Below are 24693 nucleotides of genomic sequence, written 5' to 3'. Positions count from 1 at the left end.
GCCTATGCAGCCGATTGGAAGCCCCGCCGGTCAAGCTTTTTCGCCCGCGCTGACCCGCCCGCCGCCGCGTTCGATGGCGTCCAGCAGGTCCAGAACGGACTCGAGGGTGTCGGCCTCGCGCGCCGGCTTGTCCCAGCGGATACGGCTGACGCGAGGAAAGCGCATGGCCACGCCTGATTTATGGCGTGTAGAGCGTTGCAATCCCTCGAAGGCGATCTCCAGCACCAGACCGAAATCGCGCTCGGCGCGGACCGCGCGGACCGGGCCGAAGCGATCCGTCGTGTGGTCGCGTACGAATTTGTCGATCTGCTTCAACTCTTCGTCGGTGAAGCCGAAATAGGCCTTGCCGACGGGCGCCAGCGCCCCCTCCTCCGCCCAGACGCCGAAGGTGTAGTCGGAGTAATAGCCGGAGCGTTTCCCATGCCCGCGCTGGGCGTACATCAACACGGCGTCGATGACGTGCGGGTCGCGCTTCCACTTGAACCACGGCCCCTTGGGGCGACCCGACACGTACAGGCTGTCACGGCGCTTCAGCATCAGCCCTTCGGCCGCAGCGCCCACAGGCGGATCGGCGCGCAGGGCCGCCAAATCGTCCCAATCTGCGAACTCCAGCAGCGGCGACAGGCCCAACCGCTCGCCGTCATGCTCGGCCGCCATTCGCTCCAACCGTCCCCGCCGCTCGACCAGGGTCAGGCTGCGCAGATCCTCCGCCCCTTCGGCCAGAAGATCATAAGCCAGGATGCCCGCGGGATAGTCCTGCATCAGCTTGGCGCTCGCCGTCTTGCGGTTCAGCCGTTGCTGCAGGTCGCCGAACGGCGCCACCACCCCGTCGCGGATCACCAAAAGCTCGCCGTCTACCGCTCCTTCAAAGTGCAGCCCCGCCGTCACATCGGGAAAGGCGGCTGAAATCTCGTCGCCCGTGCGGGAATAGAGGCGCGTCTGCCCGCCCTCGCGCACCGCCTGGACGCGAATGCCGTCCCACTTCCATTCGGCGACGAAGTCAGCCGGATCCAGACGCGGCAGATCCAGCCCTTCGTCCAGAGCGGTCGCCAGCATGACGGGACGAAACCGGCCGGGCGCGTCCGCGCTGGGCTGCCCTGCCCGCCCCTCTCCCCAGGCGAACAAGTCCTCATAGGGCGGCCTCAACGCGTGCCAGACTTCCTCGATGTCGCTGACCGTGATCGGCGCCAGGCTTTGCGTCGCCTCCCGCCCATCCGGGCTGGGCGGATCGATCGCGGTCGCCGGACGCATCATGGCCACGGCCGTGCGCGCCAGCCGCGCCGACACACCCACGCGCAGACCGCCCGTCACTAGTTTCAACAAGGCCCAGCGCCCCTTGGGCTCCAGCGCGTCCAGCCAACCTTCGATCAGAGCCGGCGCCTCGACGCGGTTCGCCCGCATGAGGGCGTCCACCACCTCGCCCAGCTCCGGCTCGCGATTGGCGCGATGCCTCGGATCGCGCGGCCAGATCAGGGCCGCCGTCTCGGCCAGATCACCAACATAGTCGTAGGACCAGCCGAACAGCACCGGGTCGACCCGCGCCTCGACCGCCTTGCGGATCATGGCGGGCTTGGCCGTGGCGAAGCTCAGATCGCCGGTCAACGCGGCTAACGCCCAGCCGCGATCGGGATCGGGCGTCGCCCTCAGATAGTCGCGCAAGAGAATCAGCTTCGCATTGCGCGAGGTCGTCAGCGACAGGCGATCCAGCAGTTCGGCGAAAGGACGCAATCGGGCTCCAGCTCTTCAGGCGCCCCTGCACAACGGCATAGAAGCCGCAGGTTTCCCTCGGCTTCTGTTCACAGGATCAAGCGGCCGCCGCCTCGTCGCCCACATCCTGCTCCGCGAGGCGACGCAACGCCGCCCGTCCGCCTTGAGCGTGGACCATCAGAGCCGACAGGCTGCGGAAATCGATCGGCTTGTTCAGATAGGCGTCAGCGCCCGCCGCCAGCCCCGCCTCATGATCTTCGTTCCGCGCAGAGGCCGACAGCACGATGATAGGCGTCTCCGCATTGGCCCCACCGCCCTCACGGATCAGGCGCGTCGCCGCCAGCCCATCCATGACCGGCATGTTGACGTCCATGACGATCAGGTCGAACCGCTGGTCACGAGCGGCGTCAACCGCCTCCTGTCCGTTCTCGGCCATGCTGGTGCGTCGTCCCGTGGACGCCATCCAGGCCTCCAGGATCATGCGATTGACGGGGTGATCCTCGACCACCAGCACTTCCATCCCGTCGCCTGCCATGACATCGCCAGCAACGACGGTCGCAGTCTCGGCGGCGCGCCAGGCCACCACTTCGCCCTCAACAGCAAAGGTGAAGGTCGAGCCTTCGCCCAGACGCGAGGTCACGGAAATCTCTCCGCCCATGATGTTGGCCAGGCGTCGCGAGATCGTCAGCCCCAGACCCGTGCCCCCGAACCGTCGCGTCGAGGAGGCGTCGACCTGAGTGAAGGGCTGGAACAGTTGTTCCATGTCGTCTTCGGAAATACCCGCGCCGCTGTCGATCACGGCGAACTCAAAGGCCACACGACGCTCCGAGACACGACGCCCGCGCGTCACGAACCGCACCGTGCCTTGATCCGTAAACTTGACCGCGTTGGACAGGAGATTCTGCACGACCTGACAGACTCGCAAAGGGTCGCCTCGCACCACGGCGGGAACATCGCCCTCGAATTCGGTGATGAACTCAAGGCCCTTCGCCTCAGCCTGGGCCTCGAACGGGCCAACGATGCGGCGATGCAAATCCTCCAGATTCACGTCTACCGATTCAAAATTCATGCGGCCCGCCTCGATCTTCGTCATGTCGAGGATGTCGTTCAGCAGGCTCAGCAGATTGTCGCCCGAGTTGCGGATGATGGACAGATACTCGCGCTGCGCCCCTTCTAACCGGGTCGAGCTGAGCAGTTGCGCCGCGCCCAACACCCCGTTCATCGGCGTGCGCAGTTCATGAGAGATGACGCCCAGGAAGTTGGACTTCGCCTCATTGGCCGCATCAGCCTTGTCGCGGGCGGCTTCCAGTTCCTCGATGAGATGGGCCTGATGTTCCTGGAAGGCGCGGATCCGCTCCTCGCGCAGCATGGTCATGGTGACCAAAACGAACAGACTGGCCGCCGTAAACGGCGCCAGGGCTACGAAAGGCCAGAAGATGGGGTTGCCGATCAGGCTGACGGCGATGATCGCCGCCGCGACGCCATAGGGCGAGGAGATCAGGATGGCCTGGCGCGGGGAATTTCGCAGCTGGGCGAACACCAGCACATAGCCGGACATCAAAAGACCGATAGCCAACTCGCGCCCGAACAGCGATGGCGAGAACCAGGCCAGCAGCGGCGCCACGGCCCAAACCGCCGTGGTGGCCGTCGCCACTGCGGGGAACACCAGGCCCCAGCCGGCGCCGGCGTTCTGACTGACTCGTTTCTCGACCACGCCGCGCAAAGAGCCCGCCGCCAAGGTGGCCACAAACCAGATCAGGCCGTGCGCCAGGCCGACCGTCGCGATCAAGCCCAGCGCCCAGCTGACGATGATGAGGTAGCGCAGATAATGGGTCTGCAGGATGGCGGTCAGAGCCTGGGCCGCTTCGCCCGGCGCCTGCGCCCCTTCCATCCCCTTTGTGAACCCGTCAGATCCAACCATCGCGACGCCCCCGCCCGCTGCAAAATGCTTCGGGTGCGGACGCTAGGGCGAAAGGTTCTAAGACGATATGAATGCGGATAACTACGTAATCCGAATTTCTTCCGCGCCCGGCTTTTATTTGGGTTGAGCCTCTTGCGGCGTCTGCGCCCGGATCGAAAGCGCATGAACCGGCCCGGCCAGCTCCGCCTTCAACACGGCGTTGACCGCCCGCTGGCGCGCCACGCGGTTCTGCCCCGAGAAGGCGTCTGAAACGATGGTCAGCTGGAAATGGCTCTCGCCGCCGTCACGGGCGTCGATTCCGCCCTCATGGTGATGACCGGCGTGTTTCCAGCTGTCGTCCTCCAGGTCCAGACGCACTGGGGCGAAGGCCGCAGTCAGTTTTTCGCGCATAACCGTCGCGATCGGGCCGTCAGACATGGGAACTCCTTGAAGCTGTCCAATTCGGCCTTACACTTCGGGGGATGTCTGCGTCTTTTCAATACAAGCCTCGCTTCACCGACATTCGGGTGAAGCCGCCGCGTCCGGACGAGGAACAGGAACCGGCGGAGGATGTCCTGCGTCTCAAGCCCGGCGAGAAGCCCTGCAACTGGGCCGACTGCACGCGCCCGGCCACGGCGCGCGCCCCGAAGTCGCGTGAGCAGTTGAACGAGTTCTACAACTTCTGTCAGGTGCACGCAGGCCAATACAACAAGAGCTGGAACTTCTACGCCGGTATGAACGAGGGCCAGATTCGCGCTGCTCAGGAAAACGAGGCCATGACCGGCGGCCGCCCCACCTGGCAGATGAAGGCAGGCCCGCAGACGCGCGAGGCCGCCGCCTTTGCGGCGAAGTTCGGCACAGCCAACAATTCAGGCGCCGGCTCGTGGCGCGACAGCTTCGGCCTGTTCGGTCGCAGGGTGAACGCTGACGCTCCCGTCCAGAACGACCCCCATCATGCGATGGGACGCCTTGAACGCACCGCCCTGGCCGACCTGGGCCTGGAGCCGGGCGCCGACAAGGCCGCCATCAAGGCTCGCTACCACGAGATGCTCAAACGCTTTCACCCCGACACCAACGGCGGCGATCGCGGCGCAGAAGCCAAACTTCAGAGCGTCATCAAGGCCTGGAAAACCTTGAAAAAGGCCGGGCACGCCTGAGCGACCGCAACAGCCCGCCTTCACCCGGCAAGGCGTCGACACGGGTCATGGCCTGACCGACGGCCGAGGAATCCCAGATTTCTGCAAAGACCTCGGCCCCGGACTCGTCCAGCATCATACGCTGGGTTTCCTGGATCGCCTCGGTGAAGCTGTCGGCCTCCAAGGGGAACATCTGAGGCGTCCTTCCGGGCGCATCATAAACGTAGCAAAAATATTGCGTGTGCGTTTCCATGTCCCTCTCCCCCGACGGGAGCGATGCCTAATTGTTAACACCCCCTTGCCGAATTTCCGAATCACAGAACCGTTGTTTCTGACAGGCGTTGCCTCTGCATCATCCCCCATTCATCCCCAGTCTGGGGATAAGGAGTCCACAGATGGAAGTCTTGTACCGCGCCCACGCCACGGCCTCTGGCGGAGGCCGCGACGAAGGCCGATCGGCCACTGACGACGGCAAGATCGACGTTCGCCTGTCCGTTCCGACCGAAATGGGCGGCAAGGGCGGCGACGGGACCAATCCTGAGCAGCTTTTCGCCACGGGCTACGCCGCCTGCTACCTGGGCGCTCTGCGGCTGGTCTCGGGCAAGGCGGGTACGCCGGTCGGCCCGGACACCAAGGTTTCGGCCGGGATCGGCTTCGGCAAGAACACCCGCGGCGAAGGCTTCAATCTCGACGTGACCCTGCGGGTGGCGGACCATGGGCTGGATCGTGCGGTTATCGACGACCTGATCCAGAAGGCGCACCAGGTCTGCCCCTATTCCAACGCCACGCGCGGCAACGTCGACGTAGACCTGTCGGCGGAATAATCCGACCGGCCCAGGGCGAATAAATCATCCGGCCCCTCGCGCGTGTTGAGCCGCGCGCGCGAGGGCGCTAGGTGGATGGTCATGACCTCTCCGCTCGACGCCTCCCCCGATCCGCTCGTCATCCTTGAACCGCACCGCAAGGTCACGCTGAAGGAAGCGTTCGGCATCGACTCCGACATGGTCGTGCCCGCCTTCGAGACGCGCGACAGCCACGTGCCCGAGATCGACGAATCCTATCGCTTCGATCCCCAGACGACGCTCGCCATCTGCGCGGGCTTCGCCTACGACCGCCGCGTGATGGTTCAGGGCTATCACGGCACCGGCAAGTCGACCCACATCGAGCAGGTCGCCGCCCGCCTGAACTGGCCCATGGTTCGCGTCAACCTGGACGCCCACGTCAGCCGCATCGACCTGATCGGCAAGGACGCCATCGTCCTGAAGGAAGGCAAGCAGATCACCGAATTCCGCGAGGGCATCCTGCCGTGGTCGCTGCAGCGCCCGGTCGCCCTGGTGTTCGACGAATATGACGCGGGCCGTCCGGACGTCATGTTCGTGATCCAGCGCGTGCTGGAGGCGCAGGGCCGCCTGACCCTGCTGGATCAGAACCGCGTCATTCGTCCGAACAAGTGGTTCCGCCTGTTCGCCACCTCGAACACGGTCGGCCTGGGCGACACCACGGGCCTGTACCACGGCGCCCAGCAGATCAACCAGGCGCAGCTGGACCGCTGGAACATCGTCACCACGCTCAACTATCTCGACCACGACGTGGAAGCCGAGATCGTCGCCGCCAAGGTGCCCGAGTGGAACGACGCCGAGGGCAAGCGCCGCATCGCCGCCATGGTCCGTGTCGCCGACATGACCCGCAACGCCTTCATGAACGGCGACATCTCGACCGTCATGTCGCCCCGCACGGTCATCACCTGGGCCCAGAACGCCATCATCTTCGGCGGCGACGTGGCCCTGAGCTTCCGTCTGACCTTCCTGAACAAGTGCGACGAACTGGAACGGCCGACCATCGCCGAATTCTATCAGCGCGCCTTCGGCGAAGACCTACCGGAATCCGCCACTCGGGTGAAGATCGGCTAGAGGCTTCCCCCTCGCGCAATTGAGAAGGCCGCCTTCCCGATCGAGGAAGGCGGCCTTTTTTTCTTAGCGAAGTCCCGAGACGAACATCCTCGGACGTGAACGCCGCACCAGCCACAGATTGACCGTAGCCGTCGCCAGCACCAGCGCCGCCACGGCCTGGTGCAGCACGCCGAGCGTCACCGGTACGGCGTGAATCAGCGTCAGGACGCCCAGCCCCGCCTGCAGCCACAGCGCGCCCGCCAGAACCAGGGCCGAGGCGCCCAGCCCCTCGCCCAGGCGCCCGCGCAGGGCCTGAACCGCATAGAAGGTGCCCGCGAACAGCAGCACATAGGCGCCGATCCGGTGGTTCAACTGCACCAGCCCCTGATCGTGCAGGAAGGTCAACGCCCCCTGCCCCCACTCGACCGGCGGGAACAGGGCGCCGTTCATCATCGGCCAGTCGGTATAGATCATGCCCGCCTTGGCCCCGGCCACCAGGCCGCCGAGCAGACACTGGAAGAAGACGCCGCCCAGCAGCAGGCCAGCGCCCCAGCTCCAGCCGCGCGGCGCGCGCGTGAAGTCAGAGCCGGACCAGGCCTCAAGCCCCGTCCAGATCAGTCCAGCAAAGATCAGGAAGGCCAGGCCCAGGTGGGTCGTCAGCCGTTCCGGCGCCACATCGATGCGCTCAGCCAGGCCGCTAGACACCATCCACCAGCCGATCAGCCCCTGCAGGCCGCCCAGAGCCAACAGGATCGCACAGCGCCCAATCAGGCGGCGCGGGATGGCGCGGAAGACTAAGAACAGGACGAAGGGCACGGCGAAGACCACGCCGATCAGACGGCCCAGCAGACGGTGCGCCCATTCCCACCAGAAGATGTACTGGAACTCCGCCATGCTCATGCCGGCGTTGACCTCGACGTACTGGGGGATGGCCTTGTACTTGTCGAACGCCTCGACCCAGTCGGCGTGGTTCATCGGCGGCAGGGCGCCCATGATGGGCTTCCATTCCGTGATCGACAGGCCCGAGCCGGTCAGTCGCGTCGCGCCCCCGACCACCACCATGGCGAACACCAAGGCCGCGCAGAAAAACAGCCACAGCGCCACCGCGCGGCTGTGGTCCAATTCACCAATACGCTTCATTCGACGCCTGCCGTTCGCCCCGATATGCTTGCCGCCTCTTTCGCGGGCGGCGGAACCGAGGGATATGCCCCTCCCGCGAGGCAAGATCGAGTCGGTTTCTACGCCAAAGCGTCGCACAACATTCAAGGGGAGCGCCAAGCGGTGCAATATGTCGAGATCGCCATCGCCCTGGTCGGGGCCCTGGGCCTGGCCTGGGTCGCCGACCTGCTGACGGGCCGCCGCGGCCTGGGCGGGACCGTTCTGGTCGCCCTGGTCAGCGGCGCCTGCGGCGCCTTCCTGGCCGTGCGGGTGTTCGCCGTGGCCACCCTGGCCGACTGGGAGTGGCTGCCCTGGGCCTTTGCGGCCGTCGTCCTGGGCCTGGTCGCCTTCTTCCTGTTCCGGAGCAAGCGCTGATGCCGCCTCGCGCCCGCCGTTTCGTCGCCACCCTGGCCGTCGTCTTCTTCCTGGCCTTCTGGGTATGGGGCGCCGTGACCCTGCATGATCATCTGCCGGACGCCTGGTGGATCGACCTGATCTTCTTCGCCGTGGCGGGGATCGGCTGGGGCGTGCCGCTCATTCCCCTGCTGCGTTGGGCCGAGCGCGAGCCCGAGGACAAGACCAGGGCCTGAACAGCAGAACGGCCGGTGAGGTTTCCCTCACCGGCCGTTTCAGCCTGCTGATAACCCTCAGCAAATGGTCGGAGCGACAGGATTCGAACCTGCGACCCCTTGACCCCCAGTCAAGTGCGCTACCAGGCTGCGCCACGCTCCGAAGGCGCTCCCTATAGACGGCGGTTCGGTGCTCCGCAAACCCTAAAACGCTCTATCGACAACAACTTCCGTCTTAGCGGCGCAGAACGGCCTCCAACTGGGCCTTGGCCGTCTCCAGTTCGCTCAACAGAGCTTCAAGACGCGCCGTCGCAACCGGAATCGGCGCGGCCTCCGCCGTCGTTTCAGCCCGATCCCCCGAATCGATCTCGAGCGTCGCGGTCGGGTCGGCATAGGCCGTCAGGCGCGCCAGCCCCTGATCCTGCACCAGACGTTGCACCCCGCGGATCGTCAGCCCCTCGTCATGCAGCAGCCGCCGCACAGCCTTCAGCACCATGACGTCGTCGGGGCGATAAAAACGGCGGCCGCCCGCACGCTTCACCGGAGCGATGAAGTCGAACTTCGTCTCCCAGAACCTCAGCACATGCTGGGGGGCGCCGACTTCATCGGCCGCTTCAGAAATGGTGCGGAAGGCTTTGGGGCTTTTGGCCAAGGGTCTCAGGTCTCGACGACGGCGTCGTGCACCCGGCTCTTCATGATCTGTGAGGCGCGGAAGCTGATGACGCGGCGGGGGTTGATGGCGGCCGGTTCGCCGGTCTTGGGGTTGCGTCCCATGCGGGCGCGTTTCTCACGGACCTGAAAGACGCCGAAGCCCGACAGTTTGACCGTCTCGCCCTGCTCAAGAGAATCGACGATCAGGTCCAGCGTGCGCTCGACCAGTCCGGAGCATTCCTGCCGGGACAACCCGACCTCTTCGTGGACCGCTTCGCACAAATCCGCACGGGTAAGCGTCTGATGTCCGGCCACTTGCATCTCCCCGCAATCAATTGGCGGGGCATTGAAGGGCAAAACGGCCGGAAATCAAAGTCCTCAATGCAAATCTAGTATCGGAAGGCGCACGCGCCCCATGTCAGGCCGCCGCCCATGGCCTCGACCAGGACCAGATCGCCCTTCTTGATGCGCCCGTCCTTGATGGCGACGTCCATCGCCAGAGGGATGGAGGCGGCCGAGGTGTTGGCGTGCATGGCCACGGTCGAGATGACCTTGCCTTCGTCCAGGCCCAGGCGGTCGCCCACGCCCTTGATGATGCGCTGATTGGCCTGGTGCGGCACGAACCAGTCGATCTCGGGGATGCTGACGCCCGCCACTTCGGCCGCGGCGGTGATGGCCTCGGCGATATTCACGACGGCATGGCGGAAGACCTGATTGCCCAGCATCCGCAGATGGCCGACCGTACCCGTCGTGGCCGGCCCCCCGTCAACATAGAGCAGGTCAGCCTTGGCGCCCTCGCAGCGCAGGGCGAAGCCCAGCACGCCGCGATCGTCCTTGGTCCCCTGCCCCGCGCCCGGCTCCAGCACAAAGGCCCCGGCGCCGTCGCCGAACAGGACGCAGGTCGTGCGGTCCGTCCAGTCCATCAGCTTGGTCATTTCCTCGGCGCCGATGACCAGGGCGCATTTGGCCTGACCACGCGCGACGAAGCCGTCCGCCACGCTCATGGCGTAGACGAAGCCCGAGCAGACCGCCTGAACGTCAAAGGCGATGCCCACCGGCGCGCCCAGCTTTCGCTGAACGATGGCGGCCGTCGCGGGGAAGGTCTGGTCCGGCGTGGTGGTGGCGACGATGATCAGATCGACATCGGCCGCCGTCTTGCCGGCGTCGGCCAGGGCGCGTTCGGCGGCCTTGACCGCCAGATCGCTGGTCGGCTCGTCGTCGCGGGCCTTGTGACGCTGACGGATGCCGGTGCGCTCGATGATCCATTCGTCGGAGGTGTCGACGATCTTGGCCAGCTCGGCGTTGGTGACCACCTGTTCGGGCAGGAAGGAACCGACCCCGGTGACGACGCTGCGGATGACGCTCACTGTTCGGTCTCTCCCATGACGGCGGGCGCAGGTTCGTCCATCGCGGCCGCCAGACGCGCGAAATTGGCGCTGACCTTGGTCAGATAGTCACTGCGGGCCAGTTCGACAGCCACCCGGATGGCGTTGGCGTAACCCTCGGCCGTGGCGCCGCCGTGGCTTTTCACCACGATGCCGTTCAGGCCCAGTAGAGGACCGCCGTTGACGCTGCTGGGGTCGATGCGGCGCGCCATCTTCTTCAGCGCCGGCATGGCGATCAGGGCGCCCAGCTTGGCCAGAGGCCCGGAGGTCAGCGCCTCCTTCAACAGGCCCGAGATGAAGCGCGCAGTGCCCTCGGCCGTCTTCAGGGCGATATTGCCGGTGAAGCCGTCCGTCACCACCACGTCCACCGTCCCGGCGGCGATGTCATGCCCCTCGACGAAGCCGGTGTAGTTCACCGGCACAGCGTCGGTGCGCAGCACGGCGTGGGCCTCGCGTACCTCTTCGTGGCCCTTCATCTCTTCAGAGCCGACGTTCAGCAGGCCGACCGTCGGCCGCGCCACGCCATGCACGGCGGACTGGAAGGCCTCGCCCATGATGGCGAACTCGACCAGCTGGCGCGCATCGCTGCCGATGTTGGCTCCGACGTCCAGAACGGCGGTGAAGCCGCGCTTGGTCGGCCAGCTGGCGACGATGGCCGGGCGCTCCAGCCCGTCGACCGCCATCCTCAGGATCAGCTTGGAGATCGCCATCAGCGCGCCGGTGTTGCCCGCCGAGACAGCGGCCTGGGCCTCGCCGGTCTTGACCGCCTCGATCGCGTTCCAGAGGCTGGAGCCCTTGCCCCGGCGCATGGCCTGGGCGGGCTTTTCGTCCATGGCGACGACCTTGTCGGTATGTCGGACCTGGCAAAGCTCGTCCGAGACGTGCAGGCGCGTCATCTCGGCGCGGATCGCCGCCTCGTCCCCGTGCAACTGGAAACGCACGCCGTCGCCGCCATACAGCGAATAATAAGCCTTCACGCCGCCGACCACGACGGCAGGACCGTGGTCGCCCCCCATGGCGTCGAGCGAAATCAGTGTGGATGATGCCAAGTGGAAATCGACTCCGTCGCCGTCTTGTCGCGGCGCTTCAATGTTAAGGCGAGCAGACGCAAATGTCGCACCCCGCGTGGATGCAACCGGGGCGCCCTTAGGTCAACTCTTGTCGGAGTCGTTCGGCTTCAAGGCCCGCAACACGCCGAATGGCGAGATCTCGCCCGGCTCGGGCGGCTGTTCAAACACCGCGCCGTCCTTGCGGGGATAGGGGTCCAGATGCAGGGCCAACTGCTCCACGGCGTATTGGCCCAGGTCGATCTGGCCATTCTCCACCACGTCGGGCGAATCGTCGTCCAACTCCAGGTCGATCTCGCCATCGTCCGACGGCGGCGTGTCCACGGCCTCGACCAGGTTGACCTCGAACCGCTCGTCGACGTGAACCGGCAAAGGCTCCAGCGTGAGCACGCAGGATTGAACGGCGTCAGCGACGACGCGCCCGGTCAGGCGCCAGCCCGAAACCGTCGCCGTCACCTCCAGGTCCGCCTCGAAGCGATCCAGCGACTTCAGGTTCAACGCGCGCGCAATGCGCTGACGCGCCTCGGCGTCCGGCTCCAGACGCCGGGACAGGCTCGCCCCGATCTGATGCAGGCGGACAGGGTCGCTGTAAGGCAGGGCGGGAATCGTCATGCGACGATCATGGCCCAGTCCGGCGCCTTTTCCACGGCGGAAATCGGCTGACGCGCCAGGCGTTCGTGCGATTCCAGCGCATAGCGGGTCAGTTCAGCGCCGGCGGCGGGATCTTCGCTCTCGAACACATTGCGCGCGATCGAGGCCTGGAAGCCGTCGCGGTCGCCTTCGCGCAGCGCCTTCTCATAGGCGCTCATGCGGCCATACAGGGCCTCGCCCAGCTTGCGCATCTTCTTGCCGACGGACACGTCGCCGACGCCCAGTTCGCGCAGGACGTTGTCCAGAGCCGAGACATAGGTGTCGAACATTTTCTGGGCCAGGTCGGCCCCGCGCTCGCCCTCGGCCTTGGTCCGCACGAACAGCAGAAGGACGTGCAGGGTGTAGAGCTCGAACCGCGCATCGATTCGATCCGCCACGCCCAGGCGGGCGTAAAAATCGGGCTGACGCGCCTGTTCCACCGCCAGGGCGTATAGGCCCTGCGCCTGGCGCTCTTGCGTCTGTCGTCTGAAGAGTGTCTTGAACATAGGTTTTACGGCCCCTTTTCCGCCGCGCCGTTGCACTAGGACGCAGCGACGGTTAGGTCAAAGACCTTGTTTCTAGAGGCCCATCGCCGATGCCCCGTTTTACGTCGCTCATCATCGCCGCCTCGCTCGCCGCCGCTGCAGGCGCCTGCGCCCCGGTTGTCGCCACCCAGGGCTTCCAGGCCGTGGACGCCAAGCCCCAGGACATCGAGGCGGGCGTCGACACCCGCGAGACCGTCCTGGCCAAGCTGGGCACGCCCTCGACCACCTCGACCTTCGAGACCGACAACGTCTGGTACTACCTGACCCAGACAACCCAGCGCTACACCTACAACAAGCCTGAAGTGTCGCAGCGCACGGTCACCGAAATCACCTTCGCCGACGGCGGTGAAAAGGTCGCCAACGTCCGCACCCTGGGCCTGGAAGACGGCCGCCAGATCGCCATGGAGCGGCGCGAGACCCCGACCCGCGGCCGCCAACTGACCATCCTCGAACAGCTGCTCGGCAACGTCGGCCGCGGCCAACTGCCGCGCACCGAGGACGACGTCCCCGGCCAGCGCCGCCCGGACTAAAGGCCCCTACAAAACAGGCGCCCACAAGTCGTGAGCGACCGCGTCGCGAACGTAGGGCGCAAACAGGCCCCAAGCCGCGAGCGACCGCGTCGCGAGCATATGCCGCAAAAAAGGTAACGCCCCGGAGATCGCTCTCCGGGGCGTTTTCAGTTTCAGCAAAACGCGATCAGACGATCTTACCGCTCGCCAGCACCGCTAGCAGCAGAAGCGCGACGATGTTGGTGATCTTGATCATCGGGTTTACCGCCGGACCGGAGGTGTCCTTGTAGGGATCGCCCACAGTGTCGCCGGTGACAGCGGCCTTGTGCGCTTCGGACCCCTTGCCGTGAACCACGCCGTTCTTGTCGGTGAAGCCTTCCTCGATCACCTTCTTGGCGTTGTCCCAGGCGCCGCCGCCCGACGTCATGGAGATGGCGACGAACAGACCCGTCACGATCACCCCCATCAGCATGGCCCCCAAGGCGGCGAAGGCGTTGGCCTTGTCCGGCTGGATGAACAGGATGACGACGAACAGGACGATCGGCGACAGCACCGGCAGCAGCGACGGCACGATCATTTCGCGGATGGCCGCGCTGGTCAGGATGTCGACGGCCCGTCCGTATTCCGGCTTGGTCTCGAACGTCATGATGCCGGGGTTTTCGCGGAACTGACGCCGAACCTCGGCCACGACAGCCTCGGCTGCGCGCCCCACCGCCGTCATCGCCAGCCCTCCGAACAGGAAGGGCAGCAAGCCGCCGAACAACAGCCCGACCACGACATAGGGGTTGGACAGATCAAACGCGACCGTCCCCAGACCGTAGAAGAAGCTGCCCGGCGCCGCCTCGGCCGCGAAGAACTTCAGATCCTCCACATAGGCCGCGAACAGGACCAGCGCCCCCAGACCCGCCGAACCGATGGCGTAGCCCTTGGTCACGGCCTTGGTGGTGTTGCCCACGGCGTCCAGAGCGTCGGTCGAAACGCGGACTTCCGGCGGCAGGCCCGCCATTTCGGCGATGCCGCCCGCGTTGTCCGTGACCGGACCGAAGGCGTCCAGCGCCACGATCATCCCCGCCACGCCCAGCATGGTCGTGGTGGCGATGGCGATGCCGAACAGGCCCGCCAGTTGATAGGCCGCGACGATGCCGACGATGATGGTCAGAGCCGGAAGCGCCGTGGCTTCCAGCGACATGGCCAGACCCTGGATGACGTTGGTGCCGTGTCCGGAGACCGAGGCGTTGGCCACCGACTTCACCGGACGGAAGCCCGTGCCGGTGTAGTATTCGGTGATGACCACGATGGCCGCCGTCACCACCAGACCCACAGCGCCCGCCCAGAACAGGTTCATGGGCTGGATCAGCAGGCCGCCCGAGGTCTCGACCGCGCCCGGCAACAAGGTGTTGATCACCCACCAGACGGCGACCAGCGACAGCAGGCCGGTCACGATCAGCCCCTGATACAGGGCCCCCATGATGTTGCCGCTCTTGCCCAGACGGACGAAGAACGTCCCGATGATCGAGGTCACGATGCAGACGCCGCAGATCGCCAGAGGCAGCAGCATCAGCACATCCACATAGGGCTGGTTGCGGAAGAAGATGGCCGCCAAGACCATGGTCGCCACCGTGGTGACGGCATAGGTCTCGAACAGGTCGGCGGCCATGCCGGCGCAGTCGCCGACGTTGTCGCCCACATTGTCCGCGATAGTGGCGGCGTTGCGGGGGTCGTCCTCAGGGATGCCCGCCTCGACCTTGCCCACCATGTCGCCGCCGACGTCAGCCCCCTTGGTGAAGATGCCTCCGCCCAGTCGCGCGAAAATGGAGATCAACGAGGCGCCGAAGCCCAGCGCCACCAGGCCGTCGATGACCTCGCGGCTGGTTGAGGCGTGGCCCAGACCCTGTGTCATGAAGGCGTAGTAGCCGGACACGCCCAGAAGCGCGCCGCCCGCCACGAACATGCCGGTGATGGCGCCCGAGCGGAAGGCCAGGTCCAGACCCTTGGACAGGCTCTGCGACGCGGCCTGGGCCGTGCGGACGTTGGCGCGCACGGAGATCAGCATCCCCGCATAGCCCGCCGCGCCCGACAGGACCGCGCCGATCAGGAAGCCGAGCGCCGCCCAGGTTCCGATAAGAAAATAGGCCGCGACCAAGATCACGACCCCTACAATGCCAATCGTTGTGTACTGACGCTTCAGATAGGCGGATGCCCCTTCCTGGATCGCCGCGGCGATCTCACGCATCCGTTCATTACCACTGTCGGCCTTCATCAAGGCGGCGGTCTGGACGGCGCCGTAAAGCACCCCCAGGGCGCCGGCCGCGATGACCAGCCAAAGATATGACGTCATGGCGTTTCCAAGCCCTATGCAACTGGGCGCGCGGATCCATGGGCTGCGCTACGGGCGTTGTCGCCTCTCGGCCGCCTTCCGGTCCCCCCGTGCGCTTACGGACGCAAATTCACGCCCCTCGGGAATTGCGGCTAAATCGTGCCAAAAGCAGAGCCGTGGCGCAACAGCGCTCTTTTAGACGGCGCGAACGGTCGTGCGGCGGCGCGCGGCCTGGCTGACGACCTCGACGCGAGCGATCGCGCCCTTGCCGATCAGCGTATCCGCCGAGCGGATCAGGCTGGCGCTCAGGGCCTGGGCGTCCACCTGGTTCCAATCGTCGGCCAGGACGAAGGGCGTGCGGTGCCCGGCGCGGACCAGGGCGTCGCGCAGATAGGGCTCCTTGGCCTTCACCGCATCCAGGGCATGGCCTTCACCCAGATGCAGCTTCAGCACCACGAAGATGTAGTTCCGGACCCGGCCGCCCACGATGATCGGCAGGCCGACGCCGGTCAGGTTGATGCTCGCCGGCTGAGCGGTCGTTTCCGCCGATGGCGAGGCTGCTGCGGCCGCCCCCGACAGGGCGGCGCCGGCGACGGCGAGGATCAGGGCGCGGCGGTTCATGACGGCAGTCTGGCCCTGTCCCGTTAGGATTCCGTTGCCCTCAGCCGTGGGTCCAGCCCGTGCGGGTCGGGGTGATGACCTGGCCCAGATAGCGCGGCGACAGCCCCCTGCCCTCGGCCACCCGCCCGACGCAGGTCAGACGCAGATGTCGCCGCTCGGCCTCGCGGCGCAAGGCGTTTTCGGCCCCCGCCGGGACGGTCAGCAGAATCTCATAGTCATCGCCGCCGCTGGCCAGCAGCTCCAGCGCCGCCTGCGGATCGACCCGTCCCTCGAACCAGGCCTGGGCCGCCGCCGACATGGGCAGCCGCTCCAGGTCGATCTCCAGGCTGACGCCGCTGGCCTCGGCGATATGGGCGGCGTCGGCTAAAAGGCCGTCAGAGACATCGGCGCTGGCGGTCGCCAGGCCCAGGACGACGGGCGCGAACTCCACGCGCGGCATAGGCGTGCGATAGGCGGCCTCCAGCGCGTCCATACGCTCGGGCTCCAGGCTCAGCGTCGCCTGAGCGGCCTGAAGACCCAGCCAGCCGTCGCCGATCGTGCCGGTGACGAAGACCAGATCGCCCGGCCGCGCCCCGGCCCGGCTGACCGCTGCGCCCGACGGCGCCCAGCCCAGCAGGGTGGCCGAGAAGCTGGCCGGTCCCGGCGTCTTCACCGTGTCGCCGCCCAGCAGGGAAATGTCGAAGATGGCCTGATCGCGCCGCAGTCCGGCGACGAAGGCCTCGCGCTCGGGCCAGCCGCAGCGCGGGGACCAGTGGCAGGCCAGCAGATAGCCGAACGGCTCGGCCCCCTTGGCGGCCAGGTCGGACAGGTTCACGCGCAAAAGCTTCTGCGCCACCGTGTCCAGCGGGTCGTCGGGCAGGAAGTGGACGCCCTCGACGATCGCATCCTTGGTCAGGATGAGGTCGTGCCCCGGACGCGAGGGCAGCGCGGCCACATCGTCGGCCAGCCCCCGCGCCCATTCCGGGTGCGCCAGCGGCTTCAGCAGCCGCTGGATGGTCTCGAATTCGCCTGCGACGTCAATCGCGGGCATCACGCGCCACGCCGTCGAGCGCCGCGTTCACGAACTTCGCCTCCGCATCGTCGAAGAAGGCCTTGGCCAGCTCGACGTATTCGTCGATCACGATTTCACGCGGCACGTCGGGCTTGTGCTTCAGCTCCCACGCGCCGCAGCGCAGCAAGGCGCGCAGGGTCGCGTCCAGACGCTCCAGCCGCCAGTTGGAGGCCAGGCGCGCCTTGACCGCCTCGTCCACCGCGCGCTGGTCCTCGACCACGCCGTGCACGACGGCGGCGAACCAGTCCTCGTCCGCCTCGGCCAGAGGCGCGCCGTCGATGTCGGCGTCGAAGCGGTGATTGCGGAACTCGCGCACGACGCTATCGACGCCCTCGCCCGCCAGCTCCATCTGATACAGGGCCTGAACGGCGGCCAGGCGGGCGACTGTGCGGGCGCGGCGCTGGCGGCTGGTCAGCTGCGGCTCGGCGCGGGCTTTGTCGGCCTCGGCCAGTTGGGCCATGACTTCGGCGACGGTGGCCGGGGTGGTGTTGGTCGGTTCGCTCACGAGGCCAGTCCTCCGCGCAGGCGCTTGCGGATGGCGATCAGGTCCAGGCAAGCGCGGGCCGCAAAGCCGCCCTTGTCGCCCTCGCTGAGACGGGCGCGGGCCCAGGCCTGATCCTCGTCCTCGGTCGTCAGGATGCCGTTGCCGATGGCCAGGCCCTTGAGACCCAGATTGCGGATGCCGGCGGCCGACTGATCCGAGACGATCTCGAAATGATAGGTCTCGCCGCGGATGATGCAGCCCAGGGCGACATAGCCGTCATAGCGCGGCGCGGTCGGATAGCGTCCGGCCTCCTCGGCCATGGCGATCACGGTCGGCACTTCCAGGGCGCCGGGTACGGTCACGACGTCATACTGAACGCCTTGCGCGCGCAGGGCGTCCTTCGCCCCTTCCAGAAGGGCGTCGGCCAGTTCGTCGTAGAAGCGCGCCTCGACGATGAGGACGCGAGTGGGGTCGTTCAAGATTGGTCTTCTCCGTCCATGTCGCGCCAGCCGACGATGCGCAGGCCGTAGCCTTCCAGCGCCGTCGGATTGGGTCGCGTCGAACTCATCACGATCATGTCTTTGACGCCGAGGTCGAGCAGAATCTGCGCCCCGACGCCATAGGCTTTCAGCGAACGATCCACGGCCGCGGGCTTGGCGACGCCGCCCAGCCGCTCGGCCAGACCATGCAGGTCGGGATCGCGCAGGAAGACGACGACGCCCGGCCCGTCCTGGGCCGCCAGCGCCTGCATCGCCTTCGGAATATAGTCCTGGCGGGCCTCGACATGGCCCAGCAGATCGGCGGCGAAGTCAACCTGGTGCATCCGCACGACGGTCGGCTTGGTCGGGTCGATGTCGCCGCGCACCAGGGCGACATGCTCGGCGCCCTCGATGGTGTTGCGGTACAGGATCAGCTTGAATTCGCCGCCGTGGACGCTCTCGAACGGCGTCTCCATCACGCGCTCGACAAAGCGCTCGGTGCGGCGGCGATAGGCGATCAGGTCGGCGATGGTGCCGATCTTCAGCCCATGCAGTTGGGCGAAGGCGATCAGGTCGGGCATCCGCGCCATCGTCCCGTCGTCCTTGATGATCTCGCAGATCACCCCGGCCGGGATCAGGCCCGCCATGCGGCTGATGTCAACGGCCGCCTCGGTGTGGCCGGTGCGGACCAGGACGCCGCCGTCGCGCGCGACCAGGGGGAAGATGTGGCCCGGCGAGACGATGTCGTCGGCGGTGCGCGACGGATCGGCCGCCACCTGGACCGTATGGGCGCGATCGGCGGCCGAGATACCGGTCGTGACGCCTTCCTTGGCCTCGATCGAGATGGTGAAGGCCGTGCCCATGCTCTCGCGGTTCTCGGCGGCCATCGGCGGCAGGCGCAGCTGCTTGGCGCGCTCGGACGTCAGGGCCAGGCAGACCAGGCCCCGCGCATAGCGGATCATGAAATTGATCTGGTCCGGCGTGGCGAACTGGGCCGGAATGACGATGTCGCCCTCGTTCTCGCGATCCTCGGCGTCCACCAGGATGTAGGGGCGGCCGTTGCGGGCGTCCTCGATAATGTCCTCGATCGAGCTGATCGGGCTGTCGGTGTTGTAGACGGCCAATTTCATCATGCGGTCTCCTGCCACCGCGCGAGGTAACGCGCCAGCATGTCGATCTCCAGATTGACCTTTTCGCCGACCTTCAGGCCGCCGAGGGTGGTCGCATCCCACGTGTGCGGGATGATGTTCACGTCGAAGCGGCGCTCATGCACCCCATTCACCGTCAGGGAAACCCCATCGACCGTGATTGAGCCCTTTGGGGCGATGAATCTGTGCAGGGGCGCCGGCGCCTCGATCACGACGCGGTGCGACCCGCCCTCGGGGGTGATGGACACGACCTCGCCCAGACCGTCGACGTGGCCCGAGACGATATGGCCGCCCAGTTCATCACCGAGTTTCGCCGCGCGCTCCAGGTTGACGCGGGTGTTCTCGCGCCAGTCGCCCAGCTTGGTCTTGGACAGGGTCTCGCCTGAGACCTCGACGGCGAACCAGCCCTCCCCCTTCTCCGTAACGGTCAGGCAGCAGCCCGCGTGGCTGATGGAGGCGCCCAGGTCGATGGTCGCCGTGTCCCACACGGTCTCGACCTCATAGCGACGGTCGCGGTTGGTTTCACGGACGCTGCGGACGCGGCCGATGTCGGTGACGATGCCGGTGAACATGAAAGCTCCGGTCCCTTCGGACCCAAAAAAACAGAGTCTAATTAGTCTAATTCGTCTGAAATCGCGCCTGAGGAGGCGTCAGTCGCGGGCGTAGCGTTCCCACAGATCGTCTCCGACAGGCTCGACGCCCAGACGACGGAACTTGGGGGCGTCGGCCAGCTTTGCAAGCGCCAGGGAGGCGATGCAGGGCCTGCCCTCCCCGCCCAGCAGGATCGGGGCGCGGAACCACTCGATCACGTCCACTGCGCTCGCCTGGATGAAGGAGGCGGCGACGCGGCCCCCGCCCTCGATCAGGACGGAGCCGATGTTGCGAGCGGCGAGCGCGTCAAGGACGGCGGAAACGGCGGGGCGGCCGTCATCGGCGGCGACGGAGACGACCTCGGCCTGGCCGATGGGATGGAGTTGGGCTGTGGTGAAGATCAGGGTGTTGCCGGATGCGACCTTGGCCGTCGCGGGGGTCCGCAAACGGCTGTCGAGGACGACACGCAAGGGATGCGGCCCGGCATGATCAGGAAGGCGCACGGTCAGTTCGGGATCGTCGGCCAGCACTGTCTCGACGCCGACCAGAATGGCGTCATGCGCCGCGCGCAGGCGGTGGCCCTGAAGGCGCGCCTGCGGTCCTGTGATCCACTGGCTTTCGCCCGTGGCCGTGGCGATGCGGCCGTCCAGGGAGGTCGCCAGCTTAAGGGTGACGCGCGGGCGCATCAGTCCTGGCCGGACTTGGTCTCGTCGAAACCCTCGTCGCCGAGGAATTTGGCGAAGTCGCTGGTGTGGCGGAAGTCCTTATAGACCGAGGCGTAACGGACATAGGCGACCTCATCGACCGACTTCAGCGCCTTCATGATGAAATCGCCGACGATGTGCGACGGGATCTCGGTCTCGCCCAGGCTTTCCAGCTGGCGCACGATGCGGCTGACCAGCAGCTCGACCTGATCGGGCTGGACCGGGCGTTTACGCAGGGCGATGCCCAGCGAGCGTTCCAGCTTGTCGCGGTCGAAGGGGGTGCGGCGGCCGTTCCGTTTCAGGATGACCAGTTCGCGCAGCTGCACCCGCTCGAAGGTGGTGAAGCGCCCGTTGCACTGCGGGCAGGACCGACGGCGGCGGATGGCCGCGCCGTCGTCAGACGGGCGGCTGTCTTTCACCTGGGTGTCGGCGTTTCCGCAGAAGGGGCACTTCATCCGATGGGCCTCTTAGCGATAGATCGGGAAGCGCGCGGTCAGTTCGCGCACCTGGGCCGCCACGCCCGCGACGACGGCCGGATCGGCTTCATCGCCGCCGTTCATCGAGGAGACGACGTCGGCGATCCAGTGGCCGATCTGCTTGAACTCTTCCTCGCCGAAGCCGCGCGTGGTGCCGGCCGGCGTGCCCAGGCGGACGCCCGAGGTGACGGTGAAGGGCGCGGTGTCGAACGGCACGCCGTTCTTGTTACAGGTCATCAGGGCCTTTTCGAGCTCATGCTCGGTGGCCTTGCCGGTCACGCCCTTGGGCCGCAGGTCGACCAGCATCAGGTGGCTGTCAGTGCCGCCCGAAACGATGGCCAGACCGCGATCGACCAGAACGGCGGCCAGGGCCTGGGCGTTCTTCACGACCTGTTGGGCATACAGCTTGAACTCGGGCTTCAGCGCCTCGCCGAAGGCCACGGCCTTGGCGGCGATGACGTGCTCCAGCGGGCCGCCCTGCAGGCCGGGGAAGACGGCCGAGTTGATCTTCTTGCCCAGGTCCAGGTCGTTGGACAGGATCATGCCGCCGCGCGGGCCGCGCAGGGTCTTGTGCGTCGTGGTGGTGACGACGTGGGCGTGCGGGATCGGGTCGGGATAGACGCCGCCCGCGATCAGGCCCGCATAGTGGGCCATGTCGACCATCAGATAGGCGCCGACCGAATCCGCGATCTCGCGGAAGCGCTTGAAGTCGATGTGGCGGCTATAGGCCGAGGCGCCGGCCAGGATCAGCTTGGGCTTCTCCTTCTGGGCCATCTCAGCAACGTGATCATAATCAATCAGATGGTCGTCTTCGTTCACCTTGTAGGTGACAGGGCGGAACCACTTGCCCGACTGGTTGGCGGGCGAGCCGTGGGTCAGGTGCCCGCCGCAGGCCAGGTCCATGCCCAAGAAGGTGTCGCCCGGCTGCAGCAGGGAGAAGAAGACCGCCTGGTTGGCCTGTGCGCCCGAGTGGGGCTGGACGTTGACGAAGGCGGCGCCGAACAGTTCCTTGGCGCGCTCGCGGGCCAGGTCTTCCGTGATGTCGACGAACTCGCAGCCGCCGTAGTAGCGACGGCCCGGATAGCCCTCGGCGTATTTGTTGGTCAGGACCGAACCCTGCGCGTCCAGCACCGCCTGCGAGACGATGTTCTCGGAAGCGATCAGCTCGATCTGCTCCTTCTGGCGGCCAAGCTCGCCCTGGATGCCCTTGAAGATCGCCGGATCGGCGTCGGCGAGGCTCTTGGAGAAGTATGCGTCGTGGGTGAAGGCGGTCACTGGCGGGCATCCCGAAGGCTGGAGCAAAAACGGCGCCCCTATCTAGGCCGCGCCGCTGAACACCACAACATCTAGTGGCCCGGTCCCAATCGCGCGCGCCAGGATACCTATGTTACAATTTGAGTGCGCGAAATAACGTCAAGCTTTAAGGTGACGCCCAAATCAGGGGAAAGCACCATGGAGCAGTTGATCGGATACGCCGTGGCGGCGTTGAGCCTTATGGCGACCCAGGCGGCTGCCGCCCCGGTCACCTATTACGTCCAGAGCGAGCCCTACACCGCGATCACCGACTCCACGGCCTGCCCGGTGGGGGTGTGCAAGGCCTATGGCGCGGGCCAGCGCCTGAGCGGGACAATCACCTTCTTCGGCCCGCTGGCCCCCAACCTTGACGTTCAGACAGACGACGTCGGCCATATGATCGACGACTTCCAGCTCAGCGACGGCCAGAACACCTACACCCTGCTGAACGCCGGCATCCCTGATCCCAAAATGGTGATCAACTTCGCCAATGTCAGCACCGACGCCAGCGGCGTCATCACGGCCTTCGAGTTCAAGTTCGACCGGACAAACGGCGCGCCCTACAGTGTTTCGATAATGCCGTCGAACGACCTCCAGACGCGCGTATCGACGATCTATTTCACCTCGATCCACCCTGCGGTTTCGGTCGACAACAACGCCCGATGCACGGCCCGTGGAACCGTCAGCAATGCGCCCACCAACACGCCGGGCGCCGGCTGCATTCAGACGACCGTCACCCCGACCGAGGGCGCTTCTCAAGCTCAAGCCAGCACAGTCACCATGTCGCTCACCCCGCCCGCGCCGCCCGCGCCGGTGCCGACCCTGTCGGAATGGGCGATGATCCTGCTGGGCGTTCTGCTAGCCGGCGGCGCGGCTCTGAAACTGCACCGCCGTCGTCAGACCGCCTGACGCCAAAGTTCAGCGACGGGTCGCCAGGGCGCGTTTCAGCTTGGCGATGGCGACCCGTTCAACCGCGCGCGGCTCCAGGGCCGGCCCCATGGCCGAGACCTCGACGCCCGTGGCCACATGGACGACCGAGCACTTCACATAGGTTCCGTTGCGGACGAACTCGACGATGACCTCGCCGAGTTCGGGGTCGCGCGTCATGCGGCGACCGGACGACGCGCCACGTTACAGTGGGACCAGAGCTTGTCCATCGCCTCGACCAGCTTGTCGATCATGGCGTCGTCATGGTCCGGCGAGGGGGTGAAGCGCAGGCGCTCGGTCCCCTTGGGCACGGTCGGATAGTTGATCGGCTGGACGTAGATGCCGTGCTCTTCCAGCAGCATGTCCGAGATCAGCTTGCAGTGCACCGGATTGCCGACGTGAACCGGCACGATGTGGCTGACGCTGGGCAGGACGGGAATGCCCGCCTCGGTCAGGCGACGCTTCAGGGTGGCGGCGCGCTCCTGATGGGCGTCGCGCAGTTCCGGGTGCGCCTTCAGGTGACGGACAGATGCCAGAGCCCCGGCGGTCAGAGCGGGCGGCAGGCTGGTGGTGAAGATGAAGCCCGAGGCCCAGCTGCGCACCGCGTCCACGATCACGGCGTCGGCGGCGATGTAGCCGCCCATGACGCCGATGGCCTTGCCCATGGTGCATTCGACGATGTCGATGCCGTCCAGCACGCCGTCACGCTCGGCCACGCCCGCGCCGGTCGCGCCGTACAGGCCCACGGCGTGAACCTCGTCCAGATAGGTCAGGGCGCCGTATTTCTTGGCCAGGGCGATGGTGCCGGCGATGTCGGCGATGTCGCCGTCCATCGAATAGACGCTCTCGAAGGCGACCAGCTTGGGCGCATCTGCCGGCGCGGCGGCCAACAGTTCCTCAAGGTGTTCAAGGTCGTTGTGGCGGAAGATGTGACGCTCGCCGCCGCCGTTGCGGATGCCAGCGATCATGGAGGCGTGGTTCAGGGCGTCCGAGAAGGTGATCAGGCCCGGCAGAATCTTCTGCAGCGTCGACAGCGTCGCCTCATTGGCCACATAGCCCGAGGTGAACAGCAGGGCCGCTTCCTTCTGGTGCCAGCTCGCCAGTTCAGCTTCCAGATCCACGGCCGAGCGCGTGGTGCCCGAGATGTTGCGCGTGCCGCCTGCCCCGGCGCCCGTGCGTTCGATCTCGGCCTGCATGGCGTCGATCACGACCGGATGCTGGCCCATGCCCAGATAGTCGTTGGAGCACCAGACGACGACGTCCTGCTGGGCGCCGTCCTCGCGGCGACGAACTGCACGAGGAAACTGGCCGCGCACCCGCTTCAGATCGGCGAAGACGCGATAGCGACCCTCGCTGCGGACCTGCTCCACAGAGTTCTGAAAGGCGGACTTATAGTCGAACAAGGCGGCGCTTCTTTCGCTTATGCAGCTTTCGCGGCCTAATTGCGCGCACCGCC

General features: G+C 66.4%; 30 protein-coding genes and 1 tRNA gene. 7 read left to right on the top strand and 24 right to left on the bottom strand.

Features of this window, described 5'->3' with window-relative positions; genetic code table 11:
* Nucleotides 1-30: 30 nt before the first annotated feature.
* From B2Y21_RS14065 to B2Y21_RS14055, 3 genes are all read right to left on the bottom strand, one after another.
* The gene (locus B2Y21_RS14065) at nucleotides 31-1728 is read right to left on the bottom strand and encodes a cisplatin damage response ATP-dependent DNA ligase (RefSeq protein ID WP_292060447.1); all 1698 of its coding nucleotides are present in this window, start codon (nucleotides 1726-1728) and stop codon (nucleotides 31-33) included.
* A gap of 76 nt (nucleotides 1729-1804) precedes the next feature.
* Nucleotides 1805-3598 carry an ATP-binding protein gene (locus tag B2Y21_RS14060; protein ID WP_292060446.1) on the bottom strand — a complete coding sequence of 598 codons (1794 nt, stop codon included), beginning with the start codon at nucleotides 3596-3598 and terminating at the stop codon, nucleotides 1805-1807.
* Between the two features lie 144 nt (nucleotides 3599-3742).
* Nucleotides 3743-4045, bottom strand: a complete 303-nt coding sequence (locus B2Y21_RS14055; RefSeq protein ID WP_292060445.1) for a BolA family protein — start codon at nucleotides 4043-4045, stop codon at nucleotides 3743-3745.
* Nucleotides 4046-4089: 44 nt separating this feature from the next.
* Here B2Y21_RS14055 and B2Y21_RS14050 point away from each other — a divergent pair, with 44 nt between their 5' ends.
* Entirely contained in the window at nucleotides 4090-4764 is a 675-nt protein-coding gene (locus tag B2Y21_RS14050; RefSeq protein WP_292060444.1) for a J domain-containing protein, read from the top strand.
* Here the strand turns inward: B2Y21_RS14050 and B2Y21_RS14045 are convergent.
* Nucleotides 4724-4996: a hypothetical protein gene (locus tag B2Y21_RS14045; RefSeq protein ID WP_292060443.1), complete on the bottom strand. Its 273-nt coding sequence runs from the start codon at nucleotides 4994-4996 to the stop codon at nucleotides 4724-4726. The two genes, B2Y21_RS14050 and B2Y21_RS14045, sit on opposite strands and share 41 nt — an antisense overlap.
* A gap of 142 nt (nucleotides 4997-5138) precedes the next feature.
* Between B2Y21_RS14045 and B2Y21_RS14040 the strand changes: the two genes are divergently transcribed.
* Complete coding sequence (locus B2Y21_RS14040) at nucleotides 5139-5567, top strand: organic hydroperoxide resistance protein (RefSeq protein ID WP_292060442.1); 429 nt, start codon at nucleotides 5139-5141, stop codon at nucleotides 5565-5567.
* A gap of 75 nt (nucleotides 5568-5642) precedes the next feature.
* Nucleotides 5643-6653 carry a cobaltochelatase subunit CobS gene (gene cobS / locus B2Y21_RS14035; protein ID WP_200165349.1) on the top strand — a complete coding sequence of 337 codons (1011 nt, stop codon included), beginning with the start codon at nucleotides 5643-5645 and terminating at the stop codon, nucleotides 6651-6653.
* Between the two features lie 63 nt (nucleotides 6654-6716).
* Here the strand turns inward: cobS and B2Y21_RS14030 are convergent, their stop codons facing one another.
* Nucleotides 6717-7772 (bottom strand): COX15/CtaA family protein, encoded by a 1056-nt coding sequence (locus tag B2Y21_RS14030; RefSeq protein ID WP_292060441.1) that lies wholly within the window; start codon nucleotides 7770-7772, stop codon nucleotides 6717-6719.
* A gap of 141 nt (nucleotides 7773-7913) precedes the next feature.
* On the opposite strand from B2Y21_RS14030, the gene B2Y21_RS14025 reads away from it, so the two are divergent.
* Together B2Y21_RS14025 and B2Y21_RS14020 are read left to right on the top strand one after the other, a co-directional pair.
* Nucleotides 7914-8165, top strand: coding sequence for a transglycosylase (locus B2Y21_RS14025; RefSeq protein WP_292060440.1), 252 nt, complete (start codon nucleotides 7914-7916; stop codon nucleotides 8163-8165).
* Entirely contained in the window at nucleotides 8165-8380 is a 216-nt protein-coding gene (locus B2Y21_RS14020) for a DUF2842 domain-containing protein (protein ID WP_292060439.1), read from the top strand. The genes B2Y21_RS14025 and B2Y21_RS14020 overlap by 1 nt, the downstream gene beginning before the upstream one ends.
* A 65-nt stretch (nucleotides 8381-8445) precedes the next feature.
* Here the strand turns inward: B2Y21_RS14020 and B2Y21_RS14015 are convergent.
* The 7 genes from B2Y21_RS14015 to B2Y21_RS13985 form a co-directional block, all read right to left on the bottom strand.
* A tRNA-Pro gene (locus tag B2Y21_RS14015) sits at nucleotides 8446-8522 on the bottom strand.
* A 72-nt stretch (nucleotides 8523-8594) separates the two neighbouring features.
* Nucleotides 8595-9011 (bottom strand): MerR family transcriptional regulator, encoded by a 417-nt coding sequence (locus B2Y21_RS14010; RefSeq protein ID WP_292060438.1) that lies wholly within the window; start codon nucleotides 9009-9011, stop codon nucleotides 8595-8597.
* Nucleotides 9012-9016: 5 nt separating this feature from the next.
* Entirely contained in the window at nucleotides 9017-9325 is a 309-nt protein-coding gene (locus tag B2Y21_RS14005) for an integration host factor subunit alpha (RefSeq protein WP_369822381.1), read from the bottom strand.
* A 74-nt stretch (nucleotides 9326-9399) separates the two neighbouring features.
* Nucleotides 9400-10377, bottom strand: coding sequence for a beta-ketoacyl-ACP synthase III (locus B2Y21_RS14000; protein WP_292060437.1), 978 nt, complete (start codon nucleotides 10375-10377; stop codon nucleotides 9400-9402).
* Entirely contained in the window at nucleotides 10374-11444 is a 1071-nt protein-coding gene (gene plsX, locus B2Y21_RS13995) for a phosphate acyltransferase PlsX (RefSeq protein WP_292060436.1), read from the bottom strand. The genes B2Y21_RS14000 and plsX overlap by 4 nt, the downstream gene beginning before the upstream one ends.
* 102 nt (nucleotides 11445-11546) lie before the next feature.
* Nucleotides 11547-12074, bottom strand: coding sequence for a YceD family protein (locus tag B2Y21_RS13990; RefSeq protein WP_292060435.1), 528 nt, complete (start codon nucleotides 12072-12074; stop codon nucleotides 11547-11549).
* Nucleotides 12071-12598: a ubiquinol-cytochrome C chaperone family protein gene (locus B2Y21_RS13985; protein WP_292060434.1), complete on the bottom strand. Its 528-nt coding sequence runs from the start codon at nucleotides 12596-12598 to the stop codon at nucleotides 12071-12073. The genes B2Y21_RS13990 and B2Y21_RS13985 overlap by 4 nt, the downstream gene beginning before the upstream one ends.
* An 89-nt stretch (nucleotides 12599-12687) precedes the next feature.
* Here B2Y21_RS13985 and B2Y21_RS13980 point away from each other — a divergent pair, with 89 nt between their 5' ends.
* Nucleotides 12688-13167, top strand: a complete 480-nt coding sequence (locus B2Y21_RS13980; RefSeq protein WP_003164749.1) for an outer membrane protein assembly factor BamE — start codon at nucleotides 12688-12690, stop codon at nucleotides 13165-13167.
* A 166-nt stretch (nucleotides 13168-13333) separates the two neighbouring features.
* Here B2Y21_RS13980 and B2Y21_RS13975 read toward each other — a convergent pair whose 3' ends face one another.
* The 10 genes from B2Y21_RS13975 to glyA all read right to left on the bottom strand — a co-directional run bounded on the left by B2Y21_RS13975 (nucleotide 13334) and on the right by glyA (nucleotide 22292).
* Nucleotides 13334-15484, bottom strand: coding sequence for a sodium-translocating pyrophosphatase (locus tag B2Y21_RS13975; protein WP_087141417.1), 2151 nt, complete (start codon nucleotides 15482-15484; stop codon nucleotides 13334-13336).
* A gap of 174 nt (nucleotides 15485-15658) precedes the next feature.
* Nucleotides 15659-16084 carry a hypothetical protein gene (locus B2Y21_RS13970; protein ID WP_292060433.1) on the bottom strand — a complete coding sequence of 142 codons (426 nt, stop codon included), beginning with the start codon at nucleotides 16082-16084 and terminating at the stop codon, nucleotides 15659-15661.
* A 40-nt stretch (nucleotides 16085-16124) separates the two neighbouring features.
* The gene (gene thiL / locus B2Y21_RS13965; protein WP_292060432.1) at nucleotides 16125-17114 is read right to left on the bottom strand and encodes a thiamine-phosphate kinase; all 990 of its coding nucleotides are present in this window, start codon (nucleotides 17112-17114) and stop codon (nucleotides 16125-16127) included.
* Entirely contained in the window at nucleotides 17101-17595 is a 495-nt protein-coding gene (nusB, locus tag B2Y21_RS13960; RefSeq protein WP_087141445.1) for a transcription antitermination factor NusB, read from the bottom strand. Before nusB ends, thiL begins: the two co-directional genes overlap by 14 nt.
* Before the next feature lie 41 nt (nucleotides 17596-17636).
* Nucleotides 17637-18098: a 6,7-dimethyl-8-ribityllumazine synthase gene (ribH, locus tag B2Y21_RS13955; protein ID WP_292060431.1), complete on the bottom strand. Its 462-nt coding sequence runs from the start codon at nucleotides 18096-18098 to the stop codon at nucleotides 17637-17639.
* Nucleotides 18095-19231, bottom strand: coding sequence for a 3,4-dihydroxy-2-butanone-4-phosphate synthase (gene ribB / locus B2Y21_RS13950; RefSeq protein ID WP_292060430.1), 1137 nt, complete (start codon nucleotides 19229-19231; stop codon nucleotides 18095-18097). The genes ribH and ribB overlap by 4 nt, the downstream gene beginning before the upstream one ends.
* The gene (locus B2Y21_RS13945) at nucleotides 19228-19818 is read right to left on the bottom strand and encodes a riboflavin synthase (RefSeq protein ID WP_292060429.1); all 591 of its coding nucleotides are present in this window, start codon (nucleotides 19816-19818) and stop codon (nucleotides 19228-19230) included. Before B2Y21_RS13945 ends, ribB begins: the two co-directional genes overlap by 4 nt.
* 78 nt (nucleotides 19819-19896) lie before the next feature.
* Nucleotides 19897-20523 (bottom strand): RibD family protein, encoded by a 627-nt coding sequence (locus tag B2Y21_RS13940; protein WP_292060428.1) that lies wholly within the window; start codon nucleotides 20521-20523, stop codon nucleotides 19897-19899.
* A complete protein-coding gene (gene nrdR / locus B2Y21_RS13935) occupies nucleotides 20523-20996 on the bottom strand; it encodes a transcriptional regulator NrdR (RefSeq protein WP_003164743.1) in 474 nt (157 codons plus the stop codon). The genes B2Y21_RS13940 and nrdR overlap by 1 nt, the downstream gene beginning before the upstream one ends.
* Before the next feature lie 12 nt (nucleotides 20997-21008).
* On the bottom strand, nucleotides 21009-22292 hold the full coding sequence (gene glyA, locus B2Y21_RS13930) for a serine hydroxymethyltransferase (RefSeq protein WP_292060427.1): 1284 nt from the start codon (nucleotides 22290-22292) through the stop codon (nucleotides 21009-21011).
* Nucleotides 22293-22469: 177 nt separating this feature from the next.
* Here glyA and B2Y21_RS13925 point away from each other — a divergent pair, with 177 nt between their 5' ends.
* Nucleotides 22470-23219, top strand: a complete 750-nt coding sequence (locus tag B2Y21_RS13925; protein ID WP_292060426.1) for an IPTL-CTERM sorting domain-containing protein — start codon at nucleotides 22470-22472, stop codon at nucleotides 23217-23219.
* Nucleotides 23220-23228: 9 nt separating this feature from the next.
* On the opposite strand, the gene B2Y21_RS13920 is transcribed toward B2Y21_RS13925, so the two are convergent.
* Both B2Y21_RS13920 and hemA read right to left on the bottom strand, forming a co-directional pair.
* Nucleotides 23229-23417: a DUF6898 family protein gene (locus B2Y21_RS13920; protein ID WP_292060425.1), complete on the bottom strand. Its 189-nt coding sequence runs from the start codon at nucleotides 23415-23417 to the stop codon at nucleotides 23229-23231.
* Nucleotides 23414-24640 (bottom strand): 5-aminolevulinate synthase, encoded by a 1227-nt coding sequence (gene hemA / locus B2Y21_RS13915; protein WP_292060424.1) that lies wholly within the window; start codon nucleotides 24638-24640, stop codon nucleotides 23414-23416. The genes B2Y21_RS13920 and hemA overlap by 4 nt, the downstream gene beginning before the upstream one ends.
* Nucleotides 24641-24693 lie beyond the last annotated feature (53 nt).

The sequence above is a fragment of the Brevundimonas sp. UBA5936 genome (genome assembly GCA_002430835.1).
Taxonomy (GTDB): Bacteria; Pseudomonadota; Alphaproteobacteria; order Caulobacterales; family Caulobacteraceae; genus Brevundimonas.
Note: the sequence above shows the minus strand (reverse complement) of the source record. Positions and strands in the feature narration are given on the sequence as shown.

Excerpts from the sequence above, each read along its gene's own strand:
- B2Y21_RS14060 (WP_292060446.1), bottom strand. The coding sequence starts at position 3,598 with ATGGAAGGGGCGCAGGCGCCGGGCGAAGCGGCCCAGGCTCTGACCGCC.
- B2Y21_RS14055 (WP_292060445.1), bottom strand. The coding sequence starts at position 4,045 with ATGTCTGACGGCCCGATCGCGACGGTTATGCGCGAAAAACTGACTGCG.
- B2Y21_RS14050 (WP_292060444.1), top strand. The coding sequence starts at position 4,090 with ATGTCTGCGTCTTTTCAATACAAGCCTCGCTTCACCGACATTCGGGTG.
- B2Y21_RS14045 (WP_292060443.1), bottom strand. The coding sequence starts at position 4,996 with ATGGAAACGCACACGCAATATTTTTGCTACGTTTATGATGCGCCCGGA.
- B2Y21_RS14040 (WP_292060442.1), top strand. The coding sequence starts at position 5,139 with ATGGAAGTCTTGTACCGCGCCCACGCCACGGCCTCTGGCGGAGGCCGC.
- cobS (WP_200165349.1), top strand. The coding sequence starts at position 5,643 with ATGGTCATGACCTCTCCGCTCGACGCCTCCCCCGATCCGCTCGTCATC.
- B2Y21_RS14030 (WP_292060441.1), bottom strand. The coding sequence starts at position 7,772 with ATGAAGCGTATTGGTGAATTGGACCACAGCCGCGCGGTGGCGCTGTGG.
- B2Y21_RS14020 (WP_292060439.1), top strand. The coding sequence starts at position 8,165 with ATGCCGCCTCGCGCCCGCCGTTTCGTCGCCACCCTGGCCGTCGTCTTC.
- B2Y21_RS13990 (WP_292060435.1), bottom strand. The coding sequence starts at position 12,074 with ATGACGATTCCCGCCCTGCCTTACAGCGACCCTGTCCGCCTGCATCAG.
- B2Y21_RS13985 (WP_292060434.1), bottom strand. The coding sequence starts at position 12,598 with ATGTTCAAGACACTCTTCAGACGACAGACGCAAGAGCGCCAGGCGCAG.
- B2Y21_RS13980 (WP_003164749.1), top strand. The coding sequence starts at position 12,688 with ATGCCCCGTTTTACGTCGCTCATCATCGCCGCCTCGCTCGCCGCCGCT.
- B2Y21_RS13975 (WP_087141417.1), bottom strand. The coding sequence starts at position 15,484 with ATGACGTCATATCTTTGGCTGGTCATCGCGGCCGGCGCCCTGGGGGTG.
- B2Y21_RS13970 (WP_292060433.1), bottom strand. The coding sequence starts at position 16,084 with ATGAACCGCCGCGCCCTGATCCTCGCCGTCGCCGGCGCCGCCCTGTCG.
- thiL (WP_292060432.1), bottom strand. The coding sequence starts at position 17,114 with ATGCCCGCGATTGACGTCGCAGGCGAATTCGAGACCATCCAGCGGCTG.
- nusB (WP_087141445.1), bottom strand. The coding sequence starts at position 17,595 with ATGGCCCAACTGGCCGAGGCCGACAAAGCCCGCGCCGAGCCGCAGCTG.
- ribB (WP_292060430.1), bottom strand. The coding sequence starts at position 19,231 with ATGATGAAATTGGCCGTCTACAACACCGACAGCCCGATCAGCTCGATC.
- B2Y21_RS13945 (WP_292060429.1), bottom strand. The coding sequence starts at position 19,818 with ATGTTCACCGGCATCGTCACCGACATCGGCCGCGTCCGCAGCGTCCGT.
- B2Y21_RS13940 (WP_292060428.1), bottom strand. The coding sequence starts at position 20,523 with ATGCGCCCGCGCGTCACCCTTAAGCTGGCGACCTCCCTGGACGGCCGC.
- nrdR (WP_003164743.1), bottom strand. The coding sequence starts at position 20,996 with ATGAAGTGCCCCTTCTGCGGAAACGCCGACACCCAGGTGAAAGACAGC.
- B2Y21_RS13925 (WP_292060426.1), top strand. The coding sequence starts at position 22,470 with ATGGAGCAGTTGATCGGATACGCCGTGGCGGCGTTGAGCCTTATGGCG.
- B2Y21_RS13920 (WP_292060425.1), bottom strand. The coding sequence starts at position 23,417 with ATGACGCGCGACCCCGAACTCGGCGAGGTCATCGTCGAGTTCGTCCGC.